Genomic DNA, 24,550 nt, shown 5'->3' with positions numbered 1-24,550 from the left:
TTGACGTGGGAGAACGGCGACCATCCCGCGGGCTGCCAGGTCCGGGTACAGCAGGCGCTACCGCCGACCACCGTTCAGGTAGCGCAGTACCGCGGTGACCCGGCGGTCGGCCTGGTCGTCCGGTGGAAGCTGAAGCTTCGAGAAGATGCTGCGGATGTGCTTGTGCACCGCGCCGTCGGTGACGAACAGCCGCTCGGCGATCGCGCTGTTGCCAAGCCCTTCGGCCATCAGCCCCAGCACCTCACGCTCACGCGGCGACAGCTCGCTCAGCGCCGTGTCCGTCCGGCGGTTGCGGGCGAGCAACTGCGCCACCACCTCCGGGTCGATCACGCTGCCGCCGTCAGCGACGCGGTGCAGCGCGGCGAGGAACTCCTCGACCCGGCCCACCCGCTCCTTCAACAGATAACCGAGCCCGGCGGCGCCGACCGAGAACAGGTCGGTGGCGAACGCCTGCTCCACGTACGCCGACAGGACCAGCACCGCGAGGCCGGGGCGGCGCCGCCGGGCCTCCACCGCGGCCACGATGCCCTCGTCGGTGTGGGTCGGCGGCATCCGTACGTCCACGATCGCGACGTCCGGAGCATGGTCGTCGACGGCGACCAGGAACTCGCCCGGAGTACCGGCTGTGGCGACCACGTCCAGATCCTCGGCCCGCAGCAGCAGAGCCAACCCCTCACGCAGCAGCGGGTCGTCCTCGGCGATCACGATCCGCATGGCAGCTCCACGTCCATTCTCGTCGGCCCGCCCGGAGGGCTCGTCAGTGTCATCCGTCCGTCGTACGCCTCGACCCGTCGGCGGATACCGGTGAGCCCTGAGCCACGTGTCTCGTCCGCGTCGCCGTGCCCGTCGTCCATAATGGACACCAGCAGTCGGCCGCGCTCGCGGCGCACGGCCACGTCCACCTGGCTCGCACCGCTGTGCCGGACGACGTTGGTCAGCGCCTCGGCCACCACGAAGTACGCGGTGGCCTCGACCGAGGCCGCGCACCGCACAGCCACGTCCACCTCAAGTCGGCAGGGCACCACGCAGCTGCCGGCCAGGCCCGCCAGCGCGCCGGCGAGACCCCGGTCGTCCAGCACGGGCGGCAGGATCCCGCGCACCACCGTACGCAGCTCGCCGAGTGCCTGTTCCGCAGCGTCCTGCGCCTGCCCGAGGATCTCGTCGGCGCGGTCCGGATTACGGCGCGCGGCCCGCCGCGCGGCGCCCAGCAACACGTTGACCGCGACCAACCGGTTCTGGGTGCCGTCGTGCAACGAACGCTCGATCCGGCGCAGTTCGACGGCGTGGGCGTCAAGCGCCGCAGCGCGGGTGGCGGTCAGCTCGGCCACCCGCAGCGACAGGTCGACACCCGGCGGCGGAGGCAGCAGCAACCGGCCCGGCCATGCCTGAAGACGGGCCAGGACCGGGCTGAACCAGATCGCGGCGGCCAGCCAGCCCACCCCGAGCACCCCGACCGCGAGTGCCTCGGACAAACCGTCGATGCGCCACCAGACGATCCCCGGCCCGCCGGCGTCGGCAGGGAGCAACTCGTACCACAGCGGGAACGTGACGTACTGCACGGCAGAGAGTGGCAGCACGAGGCCGACCAGCCCGGTCACCAGGCCGATGAGCGAGTACAGCGCGACCCAGCCGAGCTCCCGGCGCACGAAGGGATCACGCGTCGCCGTCCGCAACCCGGCCGGCACCGGCCCCGGCGTGAGGATCGGCTCACCCCAGCGGGACAGCCGGGCCCGCTCGCGGTCGGCCACCGAGCGCACCGCCCGCAACGCACCGGGCGCCGCCAGCAGCCCCACCCCGCCCAGGCAGGTCACCGCCACGATCGCCGCCCAGAGCAGCGCGCCCAGCGCCAGCGCGGCGGTGCCCAGCCCTCCGGCGAGATGCTCCAGGGCGTCGACCGAGGCGCGAACCCGGGCCCGCACGTACGCCATCGACCCACCTCCCACGCCAACATAGGCCACCGCGGGCCCCGCCCGACAACGCCCGGCGCGGAAGGTACAGCCTGCTGTACCACTGTCGTCGAGCTGACGGGATCGTCCCCGCCGCGCCACCCGCCTAGCGTTGACGGCGTCGAGAAACGTTCACTGAAGGAGGTAGTCATGACCGATCCGTACCGCATCACCGAAGCCACGGTCGACGCACCGAAGAAGCCGGGCGGCGGCCTGCTACGCCCGCTGCTGTGGCTGGTGCTCTTCGTCAGCGCCGCGGCCAACGTGGTGCTGTCGACCGCGGCGGACAACCAGTGGATCAGCTCGGCGTTCGGCCTGGTGGCCGTGCTCTGCGCGGTCGCGTTGATCGTCCACCACCGCCGTAACCGCGCCCGAGAGTCGTAGGAACACGAACCTCACCCCCGTCGCGCTCGATCAGCCTCGCCACGGGGCGCCCGGTCCGTTCGGGTCCGTCGGTCCGCACGGGTAGGTCCGCTGGGGGTGTGGTCGATCTGAGGGCGGGCGGGCGCTACTCGCTCGGTTGACGGCGCTCGTTCTCGGCGCGCTCCCGGCTGAGGAAGAACGCACCGACCGCGCCTGCGAGGGTGCCGAACACCGCGACGGAGTACGCGGCGAGCGCGAGCTCCAGGATCTGCGCGAATGTGTCGTCGGCGCGCAGCGGTTCGCCGGTGATGGTGGTGAGGGCCGCGTCGTGTAGGGCCTGGGCGAGGCCGGGGTAGGAGCGGGTGACCACAAGCAGTTGCCCGGCCGCGAGGATGACGGTGACGGTCACCGCGGCGAGCCAGGCCAGCCGGTCGGTGAGCAGCCGGCCGGCGGAGCGGGACCCGCGTACGGCGGCGGCGACGACGCCGCCACCGCGGGCGGCTCGCAGTGCGCTCGCCGCGCGCAGGAAGCGCAGGAACGGCACGGCCAGGAAGATCAGTTGCCACCAGTTGTGTTTCCAGAACTCGCGTGCCTGGTGGCGGGCCAGCCAGGCGCGGAGCGTGAACTCGGCGACGAAGACCGCCCACAGGACCCAGCTGGTGACGGTGAGTCCGGTGCTGAGCGGTCCGTCGTGAACGAGCGCCTGCGCGAGGACGAGCAGCAGGAAGAGCAGCCCGAGGACGCCCATTGGCTTGTCGAGCCGGTGGGCGAGGCCGTTGAGGCGGGCGTCGTCCTCACGTGGTCGCCGGCCGGGATCATCGATCACCCTGCCGCAGCCTACCCGCAGCCTGGTCCGAAAACGGCCACTCCCGTCGGGACTGTCGACTCGCGAGGGCGGGCGAATCGGCACGGGGACGCTCGCGTCAGGGCAGGAGGTGGAGGCAGGGGGTCCGAACAGCGCAGCCAGCAGTGGGAGGCCGAGTGTCTGGGCGGGATGGTTGCGGCGATGCCGATGCGGCCCCGATGCCGTAGTTGGCCCGGAACAGGTTGGTGAGGAAGACGAAGCTCGTCCAGCACCACGAGAGCAGACCCAGCACCACCAGGCTGCTCAGCAGCGTCAACGCGGTCAGGTACTTCGGACGCACCCACGGTCTGCTGCTCTTATCGACCACGCCGGCAGTCCCCCGTCACGCAGTCCGCCGCTGCGCTTTCGTCGAACGTGAACGGTGCAATCGACGCGGGAGTGACCATCAGCGTTTGGCCTGAGCCTTCGGCGATGATCATCCTTCCGGGGATGTCGCCTGTTCCGCGTGACGTGCGGTCTGCCGGACCTGCCGGTTCGCCTCGTCCGCCGAGCAGCCGGTTGCCCTGAGCAGGTCGCTGGCGGTCACCCGGACTTGCGTGGCGGTGGTGACACCGAAGTTCTGCAAACCGGTGGCTGTGGCCCGGCCGGCCGCGTCAGCGGCCCGCAGGGCGTGGCGTCGGGTCCGGTCGTGGGGTTTGTCGGCTCGTGTCTCCCGGTGCAACTGGCGAATGGCCTCGGCCAGGGCGGCGACGGCGTCGGGAAGGTGGTGGGGCAGCTTTTCCTGATACTGGATCATCGTGGCTGACCGTCGGGCCAGCGCTCTGCTGTCGTCGATGACTCGAACCAGGTAGTTGACACCTCGGTCGTAGCGTTCGACGTGGCGCCGCCAGTGCCACCGGGCCGGTGCGACAGTCACCACCTCTTCGGCGCCGCTGAGGGCTTCGCGGAGTCGTTCCAGGTCCGGTCCCATGGCGCGTAGTCCGTTCAGTGCGCGTGTCGCGCGGTCCGGGTCGCTGGTGCGCATCGCGGTCTCGATGTCACGCAGGTACGCGGCAAGGGCGTCGAAGACCGGCGCGGCTGCGCGGTGGAGGACGCGCATGGGGTTCAGGGGCAGCAGCAACGCCACCACGACCAGGCCGACCACGCTGCCGGTGACCGCGTCGACGACCCGGGGTAGTTCCAGATTCCGTTGGCTGGAGGAGAGCGTGGCGATCAGCACCGCGGTGCCGCCCACCTGACTGACCACGGTGCCGCCTCGGCCCACGAGGCCGAGGGCGACGGCGATGGCGAGGGTGACGATGATGCCTGTCTGCCATGCCCCGGTGCCGATGAGGAGGACCAGTCCGTCGCCGATGGCGATGCCGAGCCCCACTCCGAGCAGCAGTTCGAGGGTGCGCCGTGTCCGCTGGCCGATCGCCGCCGCGATGGTGCCGACCGCCGCTGTCGGGGCGAAGACGGGGTTTGGGTTTCCCAACAGGTCGTGTGCCAGCCACCAGGCGAGCGCTGCCGCGAGTCCGGCCTGCACCGCGATCAGCCCGATGATTTCCATTTGGCGCCGACGTAGCCGACCCGCTCGGCTTCCCTGCCGTCGGGTGCCGGCCGCCAAGCTCCGGATGCGGCTACCCACCGCGACGAGCGGCGCCTGATCACCGGATTCGGATCGGGAAGCGGCCACGTGGCGGACTACCCGTCACGTGGCCTCCCGAACCAGGCCACCGGCCGTCGGTAGGTGCGGCGCCAGCAGGCGGGGCGGAACCACTTCCGTGCCTGCCGAGGGTACGACGAGACTGGCATCCCGTAGTGGGGCCGACCATGGTGCAGCCACCCATACCGCCGACGAATTTGCCATAACGTCCGCGCTAATCACCTCTGTAGCCGAGGTTATCGGTCCCAGACCGTCACCTCCTGTGCGGCAAGTGCCCGGCCGCCTTCGAAGGTCCGGTACGGTCCCGCAGACCCGAGGTGGTAGCGACCGGATAGGTCGCGGTGCAAGAACGGGACCACCGTGCCCACCACGGTGACCAACTGCGGCGGAGCCGGCGCGGAGTGACCTGTCGACAGCACGAGCAGGGTCCCGTCGGTTAGATCCGCGTCGCGGACGACGAACGCGTTTTCGGTGATGACCTGCTCCACGGTGGCGGTCACGGTGAGGCGATCGCCCACCTCGGCCCGGGCGACAGTGCCTGCCTGGGTCGCCGCTTCGGGATCAGGGCGGGGTTCTGGAGTCGTATCCGGGTGAGTGCAGGCCACGGCGAGTAGGACCACCGGTGCGAGAGCTGCCAATGCCGGCCGCATCCGGTCACGCCACCTGTTCATACGCGGTTCCGCCTCCCTGTCCCGTTCCATATCAAGGAAGTTCCCTGAGATGTGGCGGTACGACGGCAGAACCATGACGGTCGTATGACACTCTCGACCACTTCCACGGCGAGGTGTTCAGCAGGGGTTTGGTCCGAATCAGCCCGGGTCCTGAGCATCCTCGTGCACGGCGTGACCGCGATGCCTGCTCGACTGGTACACCCGTGGTCAACACCGTCCGGGGGATTGAGCGGCCGGCACGCCGGGTTTCGCCGAGGCCTTCCCGCGGCATTGACGCGGGCACCATTGCAGTGGTCACGGGTTCAGGCGGCGGAGGATGTCCGGCAGGTGCTCCGGCAGCGCCACGGTTCGCAGATCTGCGAGCACGGCGTCCAGCAGCCGGGCGACACGGGGTTGGTCGCGGCCGGCCCGGCGTACGTCGTCGATCGCGACCGCGAGGAAGCTGTCGAAGCTCTGCGGTGTCGCATGGACCCGGAGCGTGCCGTCGTCGTCGCGTACGAGCCATGGATGCTGGAGCCGTGCGGCGAGACGACGCAGCAGGTCGTGCGCCTCCTGGATGGCTCGTATTGCGGTCGTGGTGTCGTTGAGACCGGGGGAGAGGGCCCGTTCGGCGATGTCGGCGAGCTGGCGAAACCCGAAACCCACGTCCTGACCTGCCTGTCGTTCCACCGCCAGGGTCACCGCGGCGCGTACCCGTGCTTCGGGCACAGGTGGTGGCGGCGCCGCCTCGGTGGCGTGCACTGTCACGAGCGGCTGCCCGGCGACGACGAAATCACCCGGCGTGGGCAAGACCGAGAAGGCGCAGGCGTGGGCTCGGGCGAGTCGGGCGAGGCTGCCCAGGTCGATGTCGTCGACCAGACCGGGTCCTGGCGCGGTGACCACGCTGACGGGCGGTGGCAGTCGTACCGTTGTCTCCTGCGCTGATGTGCGGGGAACGTGCTCGTCGATGCTGCGGCGCGTTTGTGCGCCGATGGCGGCGACGATGTGCGACACCCGCATGATCGACGTGATGTGGTGCAGGTAGTAGAGGAACAATCCACTGCTGACCAGCACGAGGATCATCGCGACGGCGAGGGACAGCTCCGGCAGTCGGGCGCTGGACAGGTCGGGCAGCGCGGCGAGCACCACCATGGCGAACAGTGCCGTGGCCAGGAAGGTGCCCAGGGCGAACTGGGTCACCCGGTCCTGCAGGAAGGTGCGCAGCACTCGTGGCGAGTACTGGCTGCTGGCCAGTTGCAGGGCGACCACCGTGATCGAGAAGACGAGCGCGGTGAACGAGATCATCGCGGTGATGATCGACGACAACAGGGACCGGGCGCCGGCCAGACCGCTGGGCAGGACGTTGCCGAAGGGCAGACCGACCCGCAGCTCCAGCACGGACAGGCCGATCGCCAGCAGGATGGCTCCCGCCGCGCACGCCGCTGGGACGGGCCAGAAGCTGGTCCGCAGGGCCGTCAGCCGGGATTTCACCGTGTGCGGAGTGCCCGTCATCCCTTGCGGTGTGCCCACTGCGTCCGTGCCCACACGTTGTCGGGAACTGAATCACGGTTCGTCCGTCGTGCTGCTGGACGACGACGAACGTGCCGTCCACCGGGTGCGGACGCGGCGCTCGACGGGGTATGACCGGTACATGTGGCTCAACGACCCTTCGGATCTGCTCGAGTCACCTGCGTGACCCTGCGCGACCAGCTAACCGACGTGCTCCGCCGGCTGCTCGACGTGGTGGAGTCCGCAGACAGGGTGCGGGTGGTGCCAGCCTTCGCCCGAGGACTGTGCGGCGAGGTGGATCAGCGACGAGACAGCGGAAACCGGGCGCGGCCAGTGTTGCGTGGCGCTCCTGGGGTACCCGTGGCCGCCGTGTTTCTGGGCCGTATCGGGCTGGCGCAGGTAGCTCGTCATACCAGGGGAGGACGCCGTGCCGGACAAGCATGAGCAGGCAGTGCAGATGCGCGAGAACGTGCCCTCGACCATCGCCAGGTCTGACGACAAGGCGGTTCGCACGTACAAGGAGACCCTGGAGTCCGCCGAGGACAGCTACGGCGACGGGGAAAGGGCGCACCGCACGGCGTACGCGTCGTTGAAGCACACCCATGAAAAGGTCGGGGACCACTGGGAACCCAAGGAACACAAGGGGCCCTCCGACCCGCAGGCGGAACAGGGCACGCCGGCCTCGCGCGACCGCGGGCGACCGACGGCGCAGGGCGTGGACGCCAACGCCAGCAAGGGCCATCTCGACGATGTGGCCCGCCGGGTGGGCATCGACGACCCGCCACCACTCGGCGCGGCGGCGACCGGAGAATCGGTGCGGCCGGCCTCCGGCGGTGATGGGGCAGTTTCCGCCGGGTCGACCTCTGCGGCCGGGTGGACCTCCTACGCTGGTACCACCTGCCAATCGCCAGCAGCGTCATGGGCGGTCATGGCGTCCTGCCGGCCGGGTTCCTCTCGCAGGATTGCGCAGTGCAACCACGTGTCCGGGACGGCGAAACCGTCCACGAGCGTGCGCAGATGCGGGCGCAACTCTTTGAGCAGGCCATTCACGACGCTGGTGATCGCCTTGGAGCGGGCCGGCGTGAGTCGGCCGTGTTCCAGGAACCAGCCCTTGTTGGTCTCGATGACGCTGAGCGCGTACAGGTCACAGACCCGGGACAGCAGCGCTCGAACCGCAGGGTCGGCGGTGTCCTCGATCCCGGCGACGAACGCCTCCAGGGTAATCCGGTCGATGTGCGCCGCGGCGACGGCGAGGACATGGTCCTGCACGTCGTTGAAGATGTCGAAGGGGTGACTCGCCTTCGCGGCCGCACCGTTGCGCAGCCGGCGGACCGCGCCGTCGAGGAGATGCCTCTCGCGGTCCTCGAAGACCTTGAGCTGCCAACCGCGGTCGGTGACGGCGACCTCGTCGTCACGGCCGGGCACGGCGCTGATCAGCCGCTCAATGAGCGAGCGTGCGGCGGTTCGCTCGAGCACCATCTCGCGGACCTGCTCGGCGACGAAGGAGGCGCGCCCCCAGCCGTCCAGCGAACCGAACTCGTCCCGGTAGCCGGTGAGCAACCCCTTCGCCACCAGTTGCAACAGCACCGTGTTGTCGCCCTCGAAGGTAGTGAAGACGTCGGTGTCGGCCTTGAGGCTGGGTAGCCGGTTCTCGGCCAGGTAGCCGGCGCCGCCGCACGCCTCCCGGCACATCTGGATGGTGCGCGTCGCATGCCAGGTCTGCGCGGCCTTGAGCCCGGCTGCCCGGGACTCCAGCTCGCGCTGCCGGTGTTCGTCGACCGGCCCGTCGCCGCCCTGCACCTCGTTCAAAGCGGCCACCAACTCGGCTTGGGCGAAGTGCAGCGCGTACGTGGTGGCCAGGGCCGGCAGCAGCTTGCGCTGGTGAGCCAGGTAGTCGTTGAGCAGCACCTCCCGACCCGCGTCGGGCGTGCCGAACTGCCGGCGGATGTCGCCGTAGCGCACCGCGATGGTCAGCGCCGACTTGGTGGCCGCAGACGCCGCGCCGCCCACGCTCACCCGGCCGCGGACCAGGGTGCCGAGCATGGTGAAGAAGCGCCGGGAGTCGTTCTCGATCGGGCTGGAGTATGTCCCGTCCGGCGCGACCTGACCGTAGCGGTCCAGCAGCATGTCCCGCGGCACCGTCACGTGGTCGAAGCTGAGCCGCCCGTTGTCCACGCCGAGCAGGCCGGCCTTGGGCCCGGCGTCGCCGATGCTCACGCCGGGCAGCGGGTGGCCCTGCGCGTCGCGGATCGGCACCAACAACGCGTGTACGCCATGCCGCTGACCGTTTGTGATCAACTGTGCGAAGACGACCGCCATCCGTCCGTCGCGGGCGGCGTTGCCGATGTAGTCCTTGCGGGCCGCCTCGTGCGGGGTGTGCAGGTCGAAGGTCTGCGTCTGCGGGTCGTACGTGCAGGTGGTGCGCAGCTGCTGGACATCGGAGCCGTGCCCGGTCTCGGTCATGGCGAAGCAGCCGAAGATCGTCCCCGAGATGATGTCCCGGAGATAGGCGTCGTGGTGCCGTCGGGTGCCGAGGGCCGCGACCGCACCGCCGAACAGGCCCCACTGCACGCCCGCCTTGACCATCAGCGACAGGTCGACCTGCGCCAGCATCTCGCTGGCGATGATCGAGCCGCCCACGTCGGAGCTGCCGCCGTACTCGGTGGGGAAGGCCGACGCCATACCCAGCTCGACGGGAAGCTCGGTGAGCAACCGGGTGATCCGCTCCCGTGCCTGGTCACCGGTCTCGCCGTACACCGGGAGGAACCGCTCGTCGAGGTGCTCCCGGTGGGCATTGCGCACCGTGGCCCACGGTCCGTCGAGCACTTCGCGCAGGCGAGCGAGGTCGATGTGGTCGAGCATGGTTCCCCCCTCAGCTGACGGGCAATGGTGTCGGCAGTGCCGAATCAAGAATACCGACGCCTCGGTGAGTCGCTAAGGGAGGCGGCGGTGAGAGGGCGCATCGATCACCTGACCCCCCGCCTGCCTGATCGTTTGTCGCGACGATTCGGGGTGTCGGCTGAATATGGAATATGACAGTTGTATGACAGTTCTCTATCAACCCCAACAAATTCTGGAACTGCTCTCCCCGGTCGGACGACCCACTGGTGGGAGGCGTTCCAGCGGGACGATCGGCGCAGGCTGTGCCAATCCTGCCTGGTCTGACCGCTGTGGGCGATGGGTTGCGCAACATCTGCCGGACGACCAGTCCGGCACCGGTGCTCGCAAATTTTTGTGTGCATATCCACAACCCTGTGGAGCCGACTGGATTTGTGGCGATGGCCTCGGTAGGTTTCGCCGCCGGGCCTATGTGACCCGTGGAATGTGATCGATGTTGATATCGACGACGAGACGCGAAGATGGCGCCGGTGATGCGATACACCAGCCGGTTTCCGTCGAGAGGGGGATCGTGTCCGCGCTCATAGTGCAGTCGCTCTACAAGATTTTCGGCAGCAGGGCTGACGAAGCGGTACGACGCCTGGCGGACGGCAAGCCCCGCGCCGAGGCGCTCGCCGGGCTGCCGGCCACGGCCGCGGTGATCGATGCGAACTTCGAGGTGCGCCCCGGCGAGATCTTCGTCGTCATGGGCCTCTCCGGTTCCGGAAAGTCGACCCTGATCCGGATGCTCAACGGCCTGCTGCAGCCCACCAGCGGAAGCGTGCGGGTCGATGGGGTCGAGTTGACCACGCTCAAGCCGGCGGCGCTGCGCAAGCTGCGTCGCGAGAAGATCAGCATGGTGTTCCAGCACTTCGCGCTCATGCCGCATCGGACGGTGCTGGAGAACGCCGGATACGCGCTGGAGGTTGCCGGGCTGCCCAAGGCCGAGCGACGTGAGCGAGCCATGGACGCGCTGCGCATGGTGGGCCTGACGGAGTGGGCGGACAACCTGCCCCACGACCTTTCCGGCGGCATGCGGCAGCGAGTCGGGTTGGCCCGCGCGCTCGCGGCCGGCACCGAGATCCTGCTGATGGACGAGGCGTTCTCGGCGCTGGACCCGCTGATCCGCCGGGAGATTCAGGACCAGCTCCTGGAGCTTCAGGCCGAACTCGGCAAGACGATCATCTTCATCACGCACGACCTGAACGAGGCCATGCGGCTCGGCGACCGTATCGCGGTGATGCGGGACGGTCGGATCGTTCAGATCGGCACCACCGAGGAGATCCTGACCGACCCGGCCAACGACTACGTGGCGCAGTTCGTCGCCGACGTCGACCGGACCCGGATCCTCACCGCCGCGTCGGTGATGGAGAAGCCCCAGCAGGTGCTGGACGTCAACGCCGGCCCCCGGGTCGCCGTCAAGGCGTTGCGGGAAAGCCAGACCTCGGTGGTCTACGTGACCGGTCCGATGAAGAAGTTCCTCGGCACGGTCACCGAGGACGAGGTGTTGCGGGCGCTCCGCGAGGGCCGCCCCCACCTCGACGGTCACGTATCGACCGAGCGGGTCCGCACGGTCACCGCGGACACCGCGGTGGCCGACCTCTTCGCCGACTGCGCGGAAAGTCAGCACCCGGTTGCCGTTCTCGACGAGCGTGACCGGCTGATCGGGGTGATCCCCCGGATCACCCTGCTCAGTGCGCTGGCCGCCGCGACCCCGGACGAGCCGACGCAGGACCAGGTGGAACTGGTCGGAACGAAGGGAGAGCCCGCATGAGCCTGATGCAGTCGCCGCTCGACAGTTGGCTGCCCCGGCTGCCGCTGGGCGCCTGGACCGAGTCGGCCGTCGACTGGGCCACCGGCACCCTCGGCCCGTTCTTCGACGGTGTCGCCGCCGTGGTCGAGGCGTTGGTGCGACCGCTCAACGACCTGCTCACCGGCGTACCGGCGGTAGTGGTCGTGCTGGTGCTCGCCGGGCTCGGCTGGTGGCTGCGCGGGTGGAAGTTCGCCCTCGGTACCGCGGTCGGCCTCGGCCTGGTGGCCGGAATGCCGTACTGGGAGGAGACCATGAGCACGCTCGCGCAGGTGCTGGTGGCCAGCACCCTGGCGTTGCTGATGGCTATCCCGCTGGGTGTGCTCGTCGCCGAGAACAAGCGGGCCTCCGCGGTGGCCCGGCCGGTGCTGGACCTGATGCAGACCATGCCCGCGTTCGTCTACCTCATTCCGGCGATCTTCTTCTTCGGCATCGGCACCGTGCCGGGCGTGCTCGCCACCCTGGTCTTCAGCATGCCGCCCGGCGTCCGCCTGACCGAGCTGGGTCTGCGTCAGGTCGACAAGGAAATCGTCCAGGCGGCTGAGTCCTTCGGCGCGCCACCGTGGATGGTGCTGCTGCGGACCAAGCTGCCACTGGCACTGCCCACGATCATGACCGGTGTCAATCAGGTCATCATGCTGGCCCTGTCCATGGTGGTGATCGCCGGCATGGTGGGCGCCGGCGGCCTCGGCGACGTGATCATGTTCGCGTTGTCCCAGGTTGAGGTGGGCAGCGGCTTCGAAGGTGGGATCGCCGTCGTGATCCTCGCCGTGGTACTCGACCGCCTCACCGACTCGGCGGGCGACCGCTTTCCGTCCGCCCGGGCGCAACGCCTCGCGCGGCAGGCCGCCTGACCCCTCGCTCTCCGCCGGCAATCCCCTTTCCCGCGTACGCGGGGTCCGTCGGCATACCCGAAAGAGGAAGGACAACCCCTTTGTTCATGACACTGAAGCGCGCCCTCGCGCTCACGGTGACCGCCGCCCTGGCCCTCGGTGGCGCTGCCGCCTGCGGCGAGCAGGACGACGCGTCCGACAACGGCAAGAAGATCACCATCGGTTACATGGCCTGGGACGAGGCGATCGCGGCCTCCCACCTGTGGCAGGACATCCTGCAGGACAAGGGCTACGAGGTTGAACTCAAGAACCTGGAGGCCGGTCTCGTCTACGGCGGTCTCGCCAACGGCGACATCGACCTGTTCCTGGACAGCTGGCTACCCCAGACGCACGCCTCCTACCTGGAGAAGTACGGCGACAAGCTGGAAAAGCTCGGCGTCTGGTACGACGACGCCAGCCTGAGCATCGCCGTGCCGACCTACGTCGAGGGCATCAACTCGCTGGCCGACCTGGCCGGCAAGGCTGGAAGCTTCGACGGGGAAATCATCGGCATCGAGCCGGGTGCGGGTCTGACCAAGGCCACCCAGGAGAAGGTCATCCCCGAGTACGGCCTGGACGGCAAGCTGAAGCTGAAGACCTCCTCCACCCCGGCGATGCTGGCCGCGTTGGACGGCGCGATCGCCGACAAGAAGCCGATCGTTGTCACCCTCTGGCACCCGCACTGGGCCTACGCGAAGTACGAGTTGAAGGACCTCGCCGATCCGAAGGGCACCCTCGGCCAGGCCGAGCAGATCAACACACTCGCCCGTACCGGCTTCGGCAAGGACTTCCCCGAGGTCACCGCAATGCTCAAGAAATTCAAGATGGACGGTGAGCAGCTCGCGTCCCTGGAGGACCTGATGTTCAACACCCACAAGGGCGACGAGGAGAAGGCCGTCGAGGAGTGGCTGAAGGCCAACCCGGAGTATCTCAACACGCTCTCCTGAAGCCGCATGACTCGAGGGGCCCCGCCGGTTCGGCGGGGCCCCTCGTCGTCTCCGCCAGTCGCTCGACGACCCGTCAGGAACGGGCACGGCGAGCCGTCACGAAAGTGGGCAGGAACCGTCATCGATTCGTCGTCTAGTCCCGGCCGTTCCTTGGGTAGCGAACAAGAACCAGACGCTACGGAAGGAGCAGCTCATGCCACACGACACGACGGCGATTCTGGTCAAGCTCAGTGACTCCGGGCAGACGATCGCTGCTGCCGAGCAGGACGTGCGTGGCCGGCGGGTCCTCGACGTCGACGGTGACGACCTGGGCAAGGTCGAGGACCTGCTGATCGATCGCGAGGAGCTCAAGGTGCGGTTCCTGCGCGTCGAGCACGGAGGAATTCTCGGCATCGGCGCCACCGCCACCTTCCTCCCCGTCGAGGCGGTCAGTGACGTCACCGACGACACCGTGCGGGTCGACCTGACCCGGGAGAAGGTCGAGCAGGCCCCAACGTACGACCCGGAGGTCGTCGAGGAGGCCGGCTACTACGAGGACGTGTACTGGTATTACGGCTACGCGCCGTTCTTCAGCCCGCGTGGGGTTGCTGCGCCGTACCCGGTGCCCCCGACCCGACGCTGAGTTTCCGGGTGCCCGCGACCGACCGGTGTCTCGGCCGCTGGACACGGCCGCCGAAACACCAATCACCTGTGAGGAAACGTCATGACCTACGTTCCCTGGTTTCTGCCCGACGATTTTCCGTCCCTGATCCAGGTCCAGCCCGCCTCTCCTGATGCCCAGCTGGCCTGCCGGCTGCTGGAGAGCATGCAGCGCGATCCCCGATTGCGTCACGAACGCATCTGCATCGAAGTGCAGAACCGCGTGGTCATCCTGGACGGCGTGGTCACGTGCGCCGACGTGAGCAGGGAGGCCCACGCGCGCGCCTGGAGCACTGCGGGAGTGCACGACGTCAACAACCGGCTACGACCGTTGGAGCGGTGAACGGCATGCAGGTGGGGTGGCCGGTCTGATGACAGAGGAACGGACCGGCCGCCTCGGCCTACCTACGGGCGTTCGCTGTCGATCTGAGCCCAGACGGTCTTGCCATCACCGAAGGCAAAGAAGCCCCAGTCGTTCGCCAGGGCGTTGATGATCGGTAGGCCTCGGCCGCCTTCGGCCAGCTGATCCGAGTCCGCCGCCACAGTCGGGCGCGGGACTCCTTTCGTGCGGTCCCGGACGCTGATCCTCAGCACGTTCGCCAGGGCGGCAACCGTGATGTCGACTTCGGTTTCGGCATGCATGACCGCATTGCTGATCAGCTCCGAGGCGACCACCATGGCCCGGTCGGCCGTCGAGTGCATACCCCAGTTGCGGCAGTGGTGGGCGATCAAGCGGCGACCGGCGGCGGGTGACTGATTGTCGGCGGCCAGGCGTAGATGGGCCCGGCGAGGGTCGGACGATTCGCATCGGAAGGATTCTCCGGTGGCGGCTAGCCTGAGCCTCTGACGATTGCCGAGGGTGGCGCGTAGCAATCGACCCGTGGGGGCCAGGGTGTCCACGGACAACACCAGCTCCGGTCCGTCCGGGCGGTCACTCGCCCATCTGCCAAGGAAGGCGGCGACGGTTGCCGCGTTCGAGGGCGGGATGGCATTGAGATCGACGATGAGCGCCAGTGGGGCGTCGAGACCGCCTTCGAACAGCAGGTCGGCGAGGCGTGGTTCCTCGTCCTGGGTGAGGATGCCCGTGAGTGTGACGGTGGTAGTGCCGAATTCGAAGTCGCGGAGAATTCGCCAGGTTATCCGGTTCACGGACACCGTTCCCGGACCGACGAGCCGTGGCTCGTTCCGGTCGGTCTGTTCCCGGGGCGGCCGAGGGTGCCCGCCGCACCGGCGACGCTCTCGACGGCGTCGCTGAGGTCGCCCGAGGACGCCGTGCCCGGTTCTTCGGCCGGGAAGATCGGCTGTGGCCTGAGGCCGTCACCCGGGGTCCGGATGGTGAACACGAGGAATGTCGTCGCCTTCCCGGTCCATGCCGTCGCTGAAAGATGCGTGCACAGTTGCAGGTAATAGGGCTCGAGGCAACAATAACGTTGCTGGTCGTGACCAGAACCGCAGGGATCGCCCGCAGGCAGGGCTGCGACGGCCGCAGCTTGGAGGCGGCAGGGACTACCGCGCAATCTGCTCCCAGTGGTGCCACCACTGTTCTTCCGTGGGCTCGCCGGCCGCGATCACCAGCGAGTTGATCAGCTCGGCGGTCGTCTGGGGCTCGCTGCCGACGGTCCGTACGAGTTGCCGGATCTCCTGGGTCCGGTGTCGCATCACGTCGCCCACCAGCGTCTTGCCGGCCGCGGTGAGAGTCAGCAGAGCGACTCGTCGGTCCGACGGCCGGTGGTGCCGGGCCACCAGGTCCCGACGCACCAGCCGGTTGCAGGTCCTCGTCGCTGTGGACGGGTGCACGTGCAGCGCGGCGGCCAGGTCCACGGTGCGGAGCGGACCGCGGGAGGCGAGGATGACCAGGGTCCGGTACTGCGAGAGGGTGACCTCGACATTCAGACTCGCCAGGGCTCGAGCGGTGATTCCCACCAGGGCCCGGCTGAGGGCCGAAAGTCCGTCGACCAGTTCCTCAACCCCGGCCGTCGACCCGACGTCACTCTCCGCATGGATCTCCACGGAAAAATGATTGCATGTGCCGATGCCTTCGGCGTCGGGCTCATGAGGTAGGCGAGTTACCACGACCGCGCGGTGACACGGGGTCCCGCTCTGCACGCCAAGGGCGGCATTGTTGGCAGGGCGTTATGATCTGCGGGATCCGTGGAGCGCCGGGAAGTCTGGTCGGCACCGTGTTGAACGCTGCGCCCCGGAGGCTCCTGTGCTGCTTCTCTGCTTCGCCGCTGTCCTGCTCGCCGCCGTGCTCGTGTCGGCGCTCGCGCACCGGACGATCCTGTCCACGGCGGCGTTGTTCCTGGTCGCCGGGTTCGTTCTCGGTGAGGGCACCACCGGGGTGCTGCACCTACAGGCAGACTCGCCGATCGTGGCGCAGTTGGCCGAGTTGGCCCTGTTCGCGGTGCTGTTCACCGACGGGATGCGCGTGGGGTGGGCGGACCTGCGCAGCGCGTGGCGGCTGCCCGGTCGGGCGTTGGGCTGGGGCCTGCCCCTGACGTTGCTGGTGACGGCATTGCTGGCGCACTATGTGGCCGGGTTGGGCTGGCCGGAGGCCTTTCTGGTCGGGGCGATCCTGGCGCCCACGGATCCGGTGTTCGCGGCCGCGTTGGTCGGCAACGACAAGGTGCCCACGCGGCTGCGGCATCTCCTCAATGTCGAGTCCGGGGTGAACGACGGATTAGCGCTGCCGTTCGTGGTGGTGCTGCTGGCGGTCGCGGCCGGCTCCGACAACCTGCACCTGGGCGAGTTGACCACCGAACTGGCCGTCGGCCTGGCGATCGGGGTGCTGGTGCCGCTGGCGGCGCTCGCGCTGGAGCGAACTCGCTTCTTCGCCGCCTCAGCGGCGTACGCGCCCCTGAACGGGGTTGCGATCGGGCTGCTGGTACTGGCGCTCGGGAAGGCCACCCACGGCAATCTGTTCCTGGCTGCGTTCGCCGCCGGCATCACCGTGGCGACCTTCGGACCCCGGGAACGCGCGGCGTTCGAGCACTTCGGGGAGAACGTCGCCGAATTGCTCAAGCTGGGGGCGCTGCTGGTGTTCGGAGCCCTGATCTCGGTGGAGTTTCTCGGCGATATCTCCTGGACCGGTTGGGTCTTCGCCGTTCTGGCGATCGTGGTCGCCCGCCCGATCGCGCTGTGGATCTCGTTCCTGCGGTCCGGGCTGAGCCTGCGGGAGCAGGCGGCCGCCATGTGGTTCGGGCCCAAGGGCTTCGCCTCGGTCGTCTACGGCCTGTTGGTGATCGAATCCGGCATCGCCGCAGCCGACGAGGTCTTTCACCTGGTCGCGTTGACGATCGTCATCTCGATCCTGGCGCACTCCTCGACCGACGTCGTGATCGCGCAGGCTTTTGACGACACCCGCGACACGCCCAACTGGCACCACGCGTTGCGTCGAGTGCGGCCGCTGCGCCGCAGGAAAGCGGTCTCGCGTCGGCCTGCCGGCGACCCCTGGGAGGCTGCCGCGCCAACCGCGACGCGAAGCGACAGTGAGGCTACCGACAGGCAGCCGAATGCCGAGTAGCACAACCCAGGTAGCGGATCGTTGGTCACCAGTGGGTTCGCCGCGGGCCGCTGAGCCGCAGTGTGTTGCAGATGTCGAAGACGCCCGGTACGTCGTAGGCGAGTTCCGCCGCGACCTGCCGCGCGTTCGCGTCGCTGACCACGCCGGCGAGGATGACGACCCGGTTCTGCACGGTGACGATGATGTGCTGACGCCGCGTGGTCCAGTCGATGCTCAGTCGCTGCGCGACCAGCGCCTCGATTCGTAGGTCCTCGCAGTCGGGCTCGGGCTGGTCCGAGGTGTCGGCGAACCAGTTCTCATCGGGTAGCGGCCATGGCATGTACACGGTCAGCTCCTAGATTGTGGCGAGGCCCGGGGGAACCGGGGACGGCGCTGCGTCGTTTCCGGTTCATCGCGGGTCGGATGGGTCGAGTCCGGCGGTGGCGACGACGAGCACGACGCTGCTGCCGGCGAGCCCGACCTGGATGATCAGGGCCAAGAGGTTGAGGGTGCTGGTATCGATGCCCGCCAGACGGGCGACGATGGTGCCCGCCAGCGCGGCGACCACCCCGACGGACACGGTCAGCCAGGCCGGGGCCTCCCGGCGTCCTGGGATGATGAGCTTGCCGAGCAGGCCGGCAGCGACGCCGACGAGGAGCGCGGTGACGAGACCAGCGATGCTCATGGGCTTTCCTCGGACGTTCTTCGAGACGGGGGTGCTCCAGCAGGTGGTGGCCGTGTAGGAGGTTCGATCAGGAACCGGCAGCGGTAGTGGCGATGGCGGTTGGGCGCTCCGACGCCGAACCCTCAGACAGTTTGGCGAGGGCGTCGTCGCGGCTGTCGAAGATGGGGAAGGCTCCGTCCAGGCGCATCGTGTGCAGGACGGTGCGAATGAACCGCGACGGCGCGGCCAGGCAGAGCGTGACCCCGCGGTCGCGGGCGTCGCGGTGGGCGCGGACGAGGTGCCCGAGGCCGGTGGAGTCGATGAGGTGCACCTGGCTCAAGTCGACCACGACATGTCCGCCCATGTCGGCCGCGTGGCGCAGGGCGGTGCGCAGGTTGTCCCCGGTGTCGAGATCGACGTCACCTGTCGCGGCGACGACGGTCACGTCGTCGAGGTGGTCGATGCCGAGGATGCCGCCAGGACCGTGGTCGCCGCACGACGCGTGGCCGCCAGCAGGGAGCGGCAGGAGGCTGCAGTGTGGGCAGCGGTGTGGGCCGGTAGCGAAGGGGGAACCGCTCCAGCCCTGTTCGGACACCAGGGTCCAGACGACCTCGGCATCGGGGAGCACGCACGCGGTGGCCTTGACGGTGTCGCCGCAGGTGTCGCAGATCAGGGTCATCAGGTGGTCGTCCGGGACAACTGTCATTCTGCTGGTCCTTCCTGGGGCCATGTCTACCGACGGGGTGGGACACGGCGATCGTGCGGAGCGATGCGGAGGCCCGCTCTCGAGCGTGACGTTTCCCCGATGGCGGGCAGGGGAGCCGGCTGGCGGTCGTCAGTGAGCGACCTTTACCGAGGCGCGACCATGAGCGACCAGCGTCGGCTGGGTGCGGCTGAGTTCCTGCCCGCCCGGCGGGGTGCCGGGCGGCGACGATGGGGCAGTGTCGACGACCGGAAGGATCTGGTCCAGGCGGGCGGCGTGCAGGATGCGCCGAATGCGCGGGTTCGGATCGCGGACGGTGAGGACCCCGTCGGCGCGGGCCAGCCGCCGGTGCACATCGAGTAGCAGGCCGATCGCAGCGGCATCGATGTGCCGGCATCCGGACAGGTCGACCACCACCTGTGCGGGATGCAGGGCGAGCAGGCGGTCGAACACTGCTCCGGTCGCCGGCATGCAAGCAAGGTCGAACTCGGTGACGCGTACCTCGACCAGCGGCAGCGTGCATGGCGTGGTTGCCAGTGGCCCTGTCACAGGCGCACCCCTCTCCCTCGCGGATCCGGTCGTCTGTCACCCTGCCGAGCGGGTTTGGCGGCCACCACGCGGATCTGTGACAGTTCCGTGACAAATCGGCCAACCGGACGCCACGGTTGGCCACCGAGCCGGTCGGCTGGGGATGATGCCGGGTATGACGGCCGTACTGGTGATCGAGGACGACGACCGCATCCGCTTGGCGTTGTTGCTCGCACTGGAGGACGAGGGTTACGACGCGGTGGGCGCGGCGACGGCCGAGGAGGGGCTGCGTGCGCAGCGCCGCGACCCCGCCGACTACGTGCTGGTCGACCTGATGCTGCCCGGTCTCGACGGCTTCGAATGTATTCGGCAGCTGCGCCGTGACGACGACGTCCCGATCGTGGTGGTCAGTGCCCGGGACGACACCCGCGACATTGTCGCCGCCCTCGAAGCCGGCGCTGACGACTACGTCGTCAAGCCGGTGGCGATCAAGGAACTGGCCGCTCGGCTGCGCGCCCTGCGCCGCCGGGCCCGTAGCGGCGTCGCGGGGCACACGCCGGCGCCGGTGCCCGTGCTCGTCGTCGGCGAACTGGAGATCAGCCCTGACGGGGGAGAGGTGCGCCGAGCCGGCCAACCCGTACCGGTCACCCGCACGGAGTTCCGGCTGCTGTGCGAGTTGGCAGAGCACGCCGGCCGGGTGCTGTCCCGCCAGCAACTGCTGGAACGGGTCTGGGGGTACGACAGCGGCGACGAACGGCTCGTCGACGTGCATGTGGGCCGACTGCGGCAGAAGATCGAGCCGGATCCGGCGAACCCGCGCCATCTGGTCACCCTGCGGGGTCTCGGTTACAAGTTGCAGCGATGAGACGCCTCGGACTGCGTACCCGGGTCACCGCCGCATTCGCCGTCGGGGCCCTCCTGCTCGCCGCGTCGATGGCCCTGGTCTCGTACGAGTTGACCCGCCGCTCCCTGATCGACGAGCGGGAACGTGCGGCTCTGCGCGCGGCGTACTTCGACGCGACAGTCGTCCGTGCCGGGATCGACACCGACACCCCCGACGTCGTACAGGTGCTCCGGTCGCTGGACACCGGAGGTGGCCGCCGCCCGGTGCTACACCTCAACGGCGAGTGGTACGCCCGCACTGCGGATCCCGGCCCCACTGCCGCCATCCCCGTCGATTTACGACGTCTCGTGGCGTCCGGGAAGCCAGCGGTGCAGCGGGTCCGCGTTGACGGACAATCCGCCCTGGTCGTCGGCGTTCCCCTCTCCGCGACAGCGACGTACTTCGAGGTCAACTCGCTGCGGGAGCTGGAACAGACTTTTCAGGTCCTGGCGCTCGCGCTGACCACCGTCGCGATCATGGTCGCCGGATCCGGCGCGGCCCTCGGCTGGTACGCCACCCGGCACGGGCTGCGCCCACTGACGGCTGTCGCTGATGCTGCCGAGAAGATCGCCGGCGGTGATTTCACCGCACGCCTCGACACGGCCAGCGACCCTGACCTGACCCGCCTGTCCTCCTCGTTCAACCAGATGGTCGACCGCCTCGCCCACCGCATCGAGCGCGACCGACGTTTCGCCGCCGACGTCAGCCACGAGCTGCGCTCCCCGTTGCAGACCCTCGCCGCCGCAGCCAGCGTCCTGGCCCGTCGTCGAGAACAGCAGGACGAGCGAACGGCGATCGCGGCGGGCCTGGTCGCCGACGAGATCGACCGCTTTCAGCGGCTCGTCAACGACCTGATCGACCTGGCCCGCAGCGACCAGCCCGCCCACCGGGCTCCCGTGGACGTCGTGGCGCTGGCCAGGGACGCCTGCCATGCCCTGGATCTGCCAGCGTCGATCGTCCGCCTCGCACCGGAGGTGTCCGCGACGTGGTTGGTCGAGCCGCGGCGTGTCGCGCAGGTGCTGGCGAACCTGTTGGACAACGCCGTCACCTACGGCGGTGGGCCGACGTGTGTTCTGCTCGATCGCGACGGCAGCGTGGGCGTCATCGAGGTCCAGGACGACGGCCCGGGTGTGCCTGTCGAGGACCGAGAGGTGATCTTCGACCGTTTCGTCCGAGGGCGGGCCGCCAACACCCGGGGTGCCGGCGACGGCACCGGACTCGGCCTGGCACTGGTCGCCCAGCACGCCGCCGCACACGGCGGACGCGTTACGGTCACCGACCGCCCCGGCGGGGGCGCCCGCTTCCGCGTCACGCTGCCGGAGAGCCTGACGTGAACCGCCGCCGATTTCTCGCCGTGGGGCTCGTCGGGCTGCTGACCGGTTGTGGCATCCCCACCGACAACGCACCCCGCGTCGTGCAACCGCCGCGCGGGCCGTTCCCGACCTCCGCCCCCGCCGAGACCGCACCGGTCGGCCCGGCCACCGAGACCGTCTGCCTGGTCCGCGACAACCGGATCGTCCCGGTGCTCCGGCGCGTGGACCGCCCACCCACCATCGAGGACCACCTGCGGCACCTGCTCGCCGGGCCCACCGAGGCCGAACGTGACACCGACCTGACCAGCGCACTGCCGGGTGCGGTCAACGCCGCCGGTGCGACAGTGACCGGTACCCAGGCGGGCGTCACGGTCGACGAACCCGGCGATGACGCCGGGCGCAGCGACGAGGTCCTCGCCTTCGGGCAGATTGTCTGCACCCTCACCAGCCGCGATGACGTCACCAGCGTGGCGTTCCTGCGCGACGGCAGGCCGTTGGGCGTGCCCCGCGCCGACGGTTCACTGTCCGAACAGCCGCTCAGCCGAACTGACTACGCCCCACTGATCACCCCACGGTGAGCCGCCCTGGTCCCGCAGACCATTGGCCGGACCGTCGCGCAGAACCGCGTCGAAGCCGTGTGCGAGCAACTCGCCCCCGCCGAAGGTTCAGCGACCAGGCAGAACCGAGGTTGGCCCACACCTGGGCCTGACGGGCGACGTGCACGATGGCCGCCAGCACCTGCCGGTCGTCCGCGCGGCGTCGGCCGCTGCCCTGCGGCCGGCGTACGACCGTGACCGGCACTACCTGCCGGAAACTTCTCCGCCACCGGCAACAGCCTCCGCCATGTCCGGCTCAGCTATGTCGCCGCACCGTCGGCCTCCGACGTCGACGACGCCATCCGCCGGCTCGCACCGCTGCTCATCGAGCGCTGATCCCAGCCGCCCGGCGATGGCTTCCGCGAAACGCGTCGGCCGGTGGCCGGTGAACGGCAGGTTCAGCGACGGCTCGCACAACTCCAGTTCCAATAGGCAAAGCCCCGGCAGCCCACCGATGTGTCATCCTCACGTCGCTGCTTCCCGTGCCCGGGAACGTATACCCGGTGTCAGCCGAGATCGATGGGCGGGCCGAGGTCAACCGATCCGCTGATTCTGGCGACGATGCCGTCTGCGGTGTATGTCGCGCTGGCGAAGACCGATGATGGGCTTTGGAACCTGTCACCCTGGTGGATTTCGATTGCGCCGTTGCCGGAGGTGTCGAGCAGGTGGGCGGCGAGGCAGCCGACACTGTTGGCGTTCGCGATGTCCTCGTCGACGCCGATCGCTGGGGCGAACATCCGGGCGGCGCCCGTTCTCGCGGTCGGCGACAGCGCGTAGGTGAAGCAGCCGAGATACCCGAGTCGCCGACACTCGGTTGCCAGCCGGTCGAAGTCGGGCTGCATGGACAGCAGCGTCCGGCGATCCCGGACGGGGACGAGGAGTCGTGGCATGCCGGGCGAGGCGACCCGTACGTCGGCGGCGATGTCCGCTCGTTCCAGGCCGAGGGCCGCGATGATGCCACCGCCGGTCGCGTCAGCGTCGTCCGGTAGGGCGATGACGCCTTGGTCGAACCAGACCTCGATGCCGTCGTGGCGCCGGATGGCGGTCGTGGCGAAGGTGCGGCCTCCGGTGCACTGGCGGCCGTGGTGCTCAGTGGCGCCGCTGCGGTCCAGCAGCACGGCCTGCGCGGCGATGATGCCATGCCCGCAGTTCGTGAGTTCCCCGGCGCTGGTGAAGAACCGCACCCTGGGTGGATCCGCTGTGCTGGTGTCGATGAACGCGGTGTGGGAGGTGCCGGCCCTACGGGCGATCGCGTGCCGTTCGTCGTCGATGAGCATGGCATCGTCGATCACGACTGTGGTGGGGCTACCGCCTCTCCCGTAGCGGGTACAGGCGTTCACCACCACCACTGGCGGGCCGGCCATCAGGCGGCCGTGACGTCGGCGACACGGCAAGCCCTCGGAGCGACAGCGACGCCGATCCATACAACAAGGTCAGGGCTCACTCGAGCAGATAGCCGGCCGGGACCGCGTCGGTGAGCCAGACGCCGTTGGCGCTGCGGTGGAACACGTGCCCGGCGGCGGCCATCGCCGCCGCGTCGATGGTGAGGAGCACGACCCGACCGGCCCGCCGGGCGCCGACCCGGTGGGCGGTCTCGGTGTCGGCGGAGAGATGGACGTGGTGACGGCCGCCGCGGTGCAGGCCGGTGGCCCGGATCGACTCAAGCGCACCGGCGCTGGTGCCGTGATAGAGCCGGTCCGGTGGGGACACCGGGGGCAGCCCGAGGTCCACCGGGACCGAGTGGCCCTGGTTGGCCCGGATCCGCAACACCCCGTCGGTGCCGCGCTCGACAGCGAACCGCTGCTTGTCGTTGCCGGCGACGACCGCGTCCAGCTCGGCCCGCTCGATCCGTAGGGCGGCGAGCAGGGCGTCGACGGGGGTCCAGCCAGCTGGGTCGAGCACCAGGCCGGCCCGCTCGGGATCGTGCCGGAGCGCCTTCGACATCCGTTTGCTCAACTTCACCAGTCGCTCGCGTTCCATAGTGGCATTGTGGTCGGTCCGCGTCGCTCGAATCGAGAGGTTTTCCGGCGACACCGGTGGGGGGCGTACACCCGCTCGTGCTCGGCGGCGGCAAGCCGGTGCCTCACACCACAAAGGACCGGATCGACCTGCGGCTCGCGGACCTTCGACGGCCGGGGCCATACTGCTCCGCCACGAATCCGCGGAACAGGGACGTAACGCAAATGGCGGCACTTCCACCGGCGGCCGATCGGCTGACCAGGGGTCGGCGGGACCCCGAAATCAGCCCGGGGCTGGCGGATCTTTTCCGCAATAGGGCATCGGCCGTAAGGGCCACAG

At 69.2% G+C, this 24,550-nt stretch carries 24 protein-coding genes and 3 pseudogenes; 11 read left to right on the top strand and 16 right to left on the bottom strand.

The genetic code is table 11. The features are described 5' to 3' along the window. Positions 1-57: 57 nt before the first annotated feature. On the bottom strand, positions 58-714 hold the full coding sequence (locus IW249_RS31445) for a response regulator transcription factor (protein WP_196924109.1): 657 nt from the start codon (positions 712-714) through the stop codon (positions 58-60). Then, a complete protein-coding gene (locus IW249_RS31440) occupies positions 702-1,928 on the bottom strand; it encodes a sensor histidine kinase (protein ID WP_196924108.1) in 1,227 nt (408 codons plus the stop codon). Before IW249_RS31440 ends, IW249_RS31445 begins: the two co-directional genes overlap by 13 nt. 168 nt (positions 1,929-2,096) lie before the next feature. Between IW249_RS31440 and IW249_RS31435 the strand changes: the two genes are divergently transcribed. Next, entirely contained in the window at positions 2,097-2,330 is a 234-nt protein-coding gene (locus IW249_RS31435) for a hypothetical protein (RefSeq protein WP_196924107.1), read from the top strand. A gap of 124 nt (positions 2,331-2,454) precedes the next feature. Here the strand turns inward: IW249_RS31435 and IW249_RS31430 are convergent, their stop codons facing one another. The 4 genes from IW249_RS31430 to IW249_RS31415 form a co-directional block, all read right to left on the bottom strand. After that, positions 2,455-3,135 carry a hypothetical protein gene (locus IW249_RS31430; RefSeq protein ID WP_196924106.1) on the bottom strand — a complete coding sequence of 227 codons (681 nt, stop codon included), beginning with the start codon at positions 3,133-3,135 and terminating at the stop codon, positions 2,455-2,457. A gap of 454 nt (positions 3,136-3,589) precedes the next feature. Further along, complete coding sequence (locus IW249_RS31425) at positions 3,590-4,663, bottom strand: FUSC family protein (protein WP_196924105.1); 1,074 nt, start codon at positions 4,661-4,663, stop codon at positions 3,590-3,592. 332 nt (positions 4,664-4,995) lie between these two features. After that, entirely contained in the window at positions 4,996-5,505 is a 510-nt protein-coding gene (locus tag IW249_RS31420) for a hypothetical protein (RefSeq protein ID WP_196924104.1), read from the bottom strand. Positions 5,506-5,724: 219 nt separating this feature from the next. Then, the gene (locus IW249_RS31415; protein ID WP_196924103.1) at positions 5,725-6,921 is read right to left on the bottom strand and encodes a DUF2254 domain-containing protein; all 1,197 of its coding nucleotides are present in this window, start codon (positions 6,919-6,921) and stop codon (positions 5,725-5,727) included. A gap of 454 nt (positions 6,922-7,375) precedes the next feature. On the opposite strand from IW249_RS31415, the pseudogene IW249_RS35115 reads away from it, so the two are divergent. Next, positions 7,376-7,690: pseudogene (locus IW249_RS35115) on the top strand (ChaB family protein); the annotation flags it as partial. Positions 7,691-7,800: 110 nt separating this feature from the next. On the opposite strand, the gene IW249_RS31405 reads toward IW249_RS35115, so the two are convergent. Further along, entirely contained in the window at positions 7,801-9,780 is a 1,980-nt protein-coding gene (locus IW249_RS31405) for an acyl-CoA dehydrogenase family protein (protein ID WP_196924102.1), read from the bottom strand. Between the two features lie 547 nt (positions 9,781-10,327). On the opposite strand from IW249_RS31405, the pseudogene IW249_RS31400 reads away from it, so the two are divergent. The 5 genes and pseudogenes from IW249_RS31400 to IW249_RS31380 form a co-directional block, all read left to right on the top strand. Then, positions 10,328-11,497, top strand: a pseudogene (locus IW249_RS31400) (quaternary amine ABC transporter ATP-binding protein); the annotation flags it as partial. A gap of 68 nt (positions 11,498-11,565) precedes the next feature. Next, positions 11,566-12,459, top strand: a complete 894-nt coding sequence (locus IW249_RS31395; RefSeq protein ID WP_231392736.1) for an ABC transporter permease — start codon at positions 11,566-11,568, stop codon at positions 12,457-12,459. A gap of 86 nt (positions 12,460-12,545) precedes the next feature. Beyond that, complete coding sequence (locus IW249_RS31390; RefSeq protein ID WP_196924100.1) at positions 12,546-13,424, top strand: glycine betaine ABC transporter substrate-binding protein; 879 nt, start codon at positions 12,546-12,548, stop codon at positions 13,422-13,424. A gap of 193 nt (positions 13,425-13,617) precedes the next feature. Beyond that, positions 13,618-14,046, top strand: a complete 429-nt coding sequence (locus IW249_RS31385; RefSeq protein ID WP_196924099.1) for a PRC-barrel domain-containing protein — start codon at positions 13,618-13,620, stop codon at positions 14,044-14,046. Positions 14,047-14,127: 81 nt separating this feature from the next. Next, positions 14,128-14,406, top strand: a complete 279-nt coding sequence (locus IW249_RS31380; RefSeq protein ID WP_196924098.1) for a BON domain-containing protein — start codon at positions 14,128-14,130, stop codon at positions 14,404-14,406. Between the two features lie 62 nt (positions 14,407-14,468). Here the strand turns inward: IW249_RS31380 and IW249_RS35110 are convergent, their stop codons facing one another. Continuing rightward, positions 14,469-15,212: an ATP-binding protein gene (locus IW249_RS35110; RefSeq protein WP_196924097.1), complete on the bottom strand. Its 744-nt coding sequence runs from the start codon at positions 15,210-15,212 to the stop codon at positions 14,469-14,471. A 357-nt stretch (positions 15,213-15,569) separates the two neighbouring features. Continuing rightward, positions 15,570-16,067 carry a MarR family winged helix-turn-helix transcriptional regulator gene (locus IW249_RS31370; RefSeq protein WP_372433054.1) on the bottom strand — a complete coding sequence of 166 codons (498 nt, stop codon included), beginning with the start codon at positions 16,065-16,067 and terminating at the stop codon, positions 15,570-15,572. A 205-nt stretch (positions 16,068-16,272) separates the two neighbouring features. Here IW249_RS31370 and IW249_RS31365 point away from each other — a divergent pair, with 205 nt between their 5' ends. Beyond that, positions 16,273-17,586, top strand: coding sequence for a cation:proton antiporter (locus IW249_RS31365; RefSeq protein WP_307788767.1), 1,314 nt, complete (start codon positions 16,273-16,275; stop codon positions 17,584-17,586). Between the two features lie 25 nt (positions 17,587-17,611). On the opposite strand, the gene IW249_RS31360 is transcribed toward IW249_RS31365, so the two are convergent. From IW249_RS31360 to IW249_RS31345, 4 genes are all read right to left on the bottom strand, one after another. Then, complete coding sequence (locus tag IW249_RS31360; RefSeq protein WP_196924095.1) at positions 17,612-17,911, bottom strand: BON domain-containing protein; 300 nt, start codon at positions 17,909-17,911, stop codon at positions 17,612-17,614. A gap of 63 nt (positions 17,912-17,974) precedes the next feature. Beyond that, entirely contained in the window at positions 17,975-18,250 is a 276-nt protein-coding gene (locus tag IW249_RS31355) for a GlsB/YeaQ/YmgE family stress response membrane protein (protein ID WP_196924094.1), read from the bottom strand. Positions 18,251-18,317: 67 nt separating this feature from the next. Next, positions 18,318-18,935, bottom strand: a complete 618-nt coding sequence (locus IW249_RS31350; protein ID WP_196924093.1) for an STAS domain-containing protein — start codon at positions 18,933-18,935, stop codon at positions 18,318-18,320. A 129-nt stretch (positions 18,936-19,064) separates the two neighbouring features. Further along, on the bottom strand, positions 19,065-19,481 hold the full coding sequence (locus IW249_RS31345; protein ID WP_372433015.1) for an STAS domain-containing protein: 417 nt from the start codon (positions 19,479-19,481) through the stop codon (positions 19,065-19,067). A gap of 154 nt (positions 19,482-19,635) precedes the next feature. Between IW249_RS31345 and IW249_RS31340 the strand changes: the two genes are divergently transcribed. From IW249_RS31340 to IW249_RS31330, 3 genes are read left to right on the top strand one after another with little or no spacing between them, the layout of a single operon-like run. After that, complete coding sequence (locus IW249_RS31340; protein WP_196924092.1) at positions 19,636-20,325, top strand: response regulator transcription factor; 690 nt, start codon at positions 19,636-19,638, stop codon at positions 20,323-20,325. Beyond that, entirely contained in the window at positions 20,322-21,677 is a 1,356-nt protein-coding gene (locus tag IW249_RS31335; protein ID WP_196924091.1) for a sensor histidine kinase, read from the top strand. Before IW249_RS31340 ends, IW249_RS31335 begins: the two co-directional genes overlap by 4 nt. Next, a complete protein-coding gene (locus IW249_RS31330; RefSeq protein WP_196924090.1) occupies positions 21,674-22,234 on the top strand; it encodes a GerMN domain-containing protein in 561 nt (186 codons plus the stop codon). Before IW249_RS31335 ends, IW249_RS31330 begins: the two co-directional genes overlap by 4 nt. 132 nt (positions 22,235-22,366) lie before the next feature. Here IW249_RS31330 and IW249_RS35375 read toward each other — a convergent pair. From IW249_RS35375 to IW249_RS31320, 3 genes and pseudogenes are all read right to left on the bottom strand, one after another. Continuing rightward, a pseudogene (locus IW249_RS35375) lies at positions 22,367-22,469 on the bottom strand (IS5/IS1182 family transposase); the annotation flags it as partial. Positions 22,470-22,758: 289 nt separating this feature from the next. Next, positions 22,759-23,616 (bottom strand): PhzF family phenazine biosynthesis protein, encoded by an 858-nt coding sequence (locus tag IW249_RS31325; RefSeq protein ID WP_196924089.1) that lies wholly within the window; start codon positions 23,614-23,616, stop codon positions 22,759-22,761. 76 nt (positions 23,617-23,692) lie between these two features. Then, the gene (locus IW249_RS31320; protein WP_196924088.1) at positions 23,693-24,232 is read right to left on the bottom strand and encodes an RNA 2'-phosphotransferase; all 540 of its coding nucleotides are present in this window, start codon (positions 24,230-24,232) and stop codon (positions 23,693-23,695) included. Positions 24,233-24,550: the final 318 nt, after the last annotated feature.

The sequence above is a fragment of the Micromonospora vinacea genome (genome assembly GCF_015751785.1).
GTDB classification, from domain to species: domain Bacteria; phylum Actinomycetota; class Actinomycetes; order Mycobacteriales; family Micromonosporaceae; genus Micromonospora; species Micromonospora vinacea.
This window is presented reverse-complemented; position numbering and strand designations above follow the sequence as displayed.

Bases quoted from the DNA above. Each gene is read 5' to 3' on its own strand.
- IW249_RS31415 (WP_196924103.1), bottom strand. From the start codon at position 6,921: ATGACGGGCACTCCGCACACGGTGAAATCCCGGCTGACGGCCCTGCGG.
- IW249_RS31335 (WP_196924091.1), top strand. From the start codon at position 20,322: ATGAGACGCCTCGGACTGCGTACCCGGGTCACCGCCGCATTCGCCGTC.
- IW249_RS31395 (WP_231392736.1), top strand. From the start codon at position 11,566: ATGAGCCTGATGCAGTCGCCGCTCGACAGTTGGCTGCCCCGGCTGCCG.
- IW249_RS31380 (WP_196924098.1), top strand. From the start codon at position 14,128: ATGACCTACGTTCCCTGGTTTCTGCCCGACGATTTTCCGTCCCTGATC.
- IW249_RS31355 (WP_196924094.1), bottom strand. From the start codon at position 18,250: ATGAGCATCGCTGGTCTCGTCACCGCGCTCCTCGTCGGCGTCGCTGCC.
- IW249_RS31445 (WP_196924109.1), bottom strand. From the start codon at position 714: ATGCGGATCGTGATCGCCGAGGACGACCCGCTGCTGCGTGAGGGGTTG.
- IW249_RS31325 (WP_196924089.1), bottom strand. From the start codon at position 23,616: ATGGCCGGCCCGCCAGTGGTGGTGGTGAACGCCTGTACCCGCTACGGG.
- IW249_RS31340 (WP_196924092.1), top strand. From the start codon at position 19,636: ATGACGGCCGTACTGGTGATCGAGGACGACGACCGCATCCGCTTGGCG.
- IW249_RS31385 (WP_196924099.1), top strand. From the start codon at position 13,618: ATGCCACACGACACGACGGCGATTCTGGTCAAGCTCAGTGACTCCGGG.
- IW249_RS31435 (WP_196924107.1), top strand. From the start codon at position 2,097: ATGACCGATCCGTACCGCATCACCGAAGCCACGGTCGACGCACCGAAG.
- IW249_RS31390 (WP_196924100.1), top strand. From the start codon at position 12,546: ATGACACTGAAGCGCGCCCTCGCGCTCACGGTGACCGCCGCCCTGGCC.
- IW249_RS31350 (WP_196924093.1), bottom strand. From the start codon at position 18,935: ATGACAGTTGTCCCGGACGACCACCTGATGACCCTGATCTGCGACACC.
- IW249_RS31440 (WP_196924108.1), bottom strand. From the start codon at position 1,928: ATGGCGTACGTGCGGGCCCGGGTTCGCGCCTCGGTCGACGCCCTGGAG.
- IW249_RS31425 (WP_196924105.1), bottom strand. From the start codon at position 4,663: ATGGAAATCATCGGGCTGATCGCGGTGCAGGCCGGACTCGCGGCAGCG.
- IW249_RS31405 (WP_196924102.1), bottom strand. From the start codon at position 9,780: ATGCTCGACCACATCGACCTCGCTCGCCTGCGCGAAGTGCTCGACGGA.
- IW249_RS31320 (WP_196924088.1), bottom strand. From the start codon at position 24,232: ATGGAACGCGAGCGACTGGTGAAGTTGAGCAAACGGATGTCGAAGGCG.
- IW249_RS31420 (WP_196924104.1), bottom strand. From the start codon at position 5,505: ATGGTTCTGCCGTCGTACCGCCACATCTCAGGGAACTTCCTTGATATG.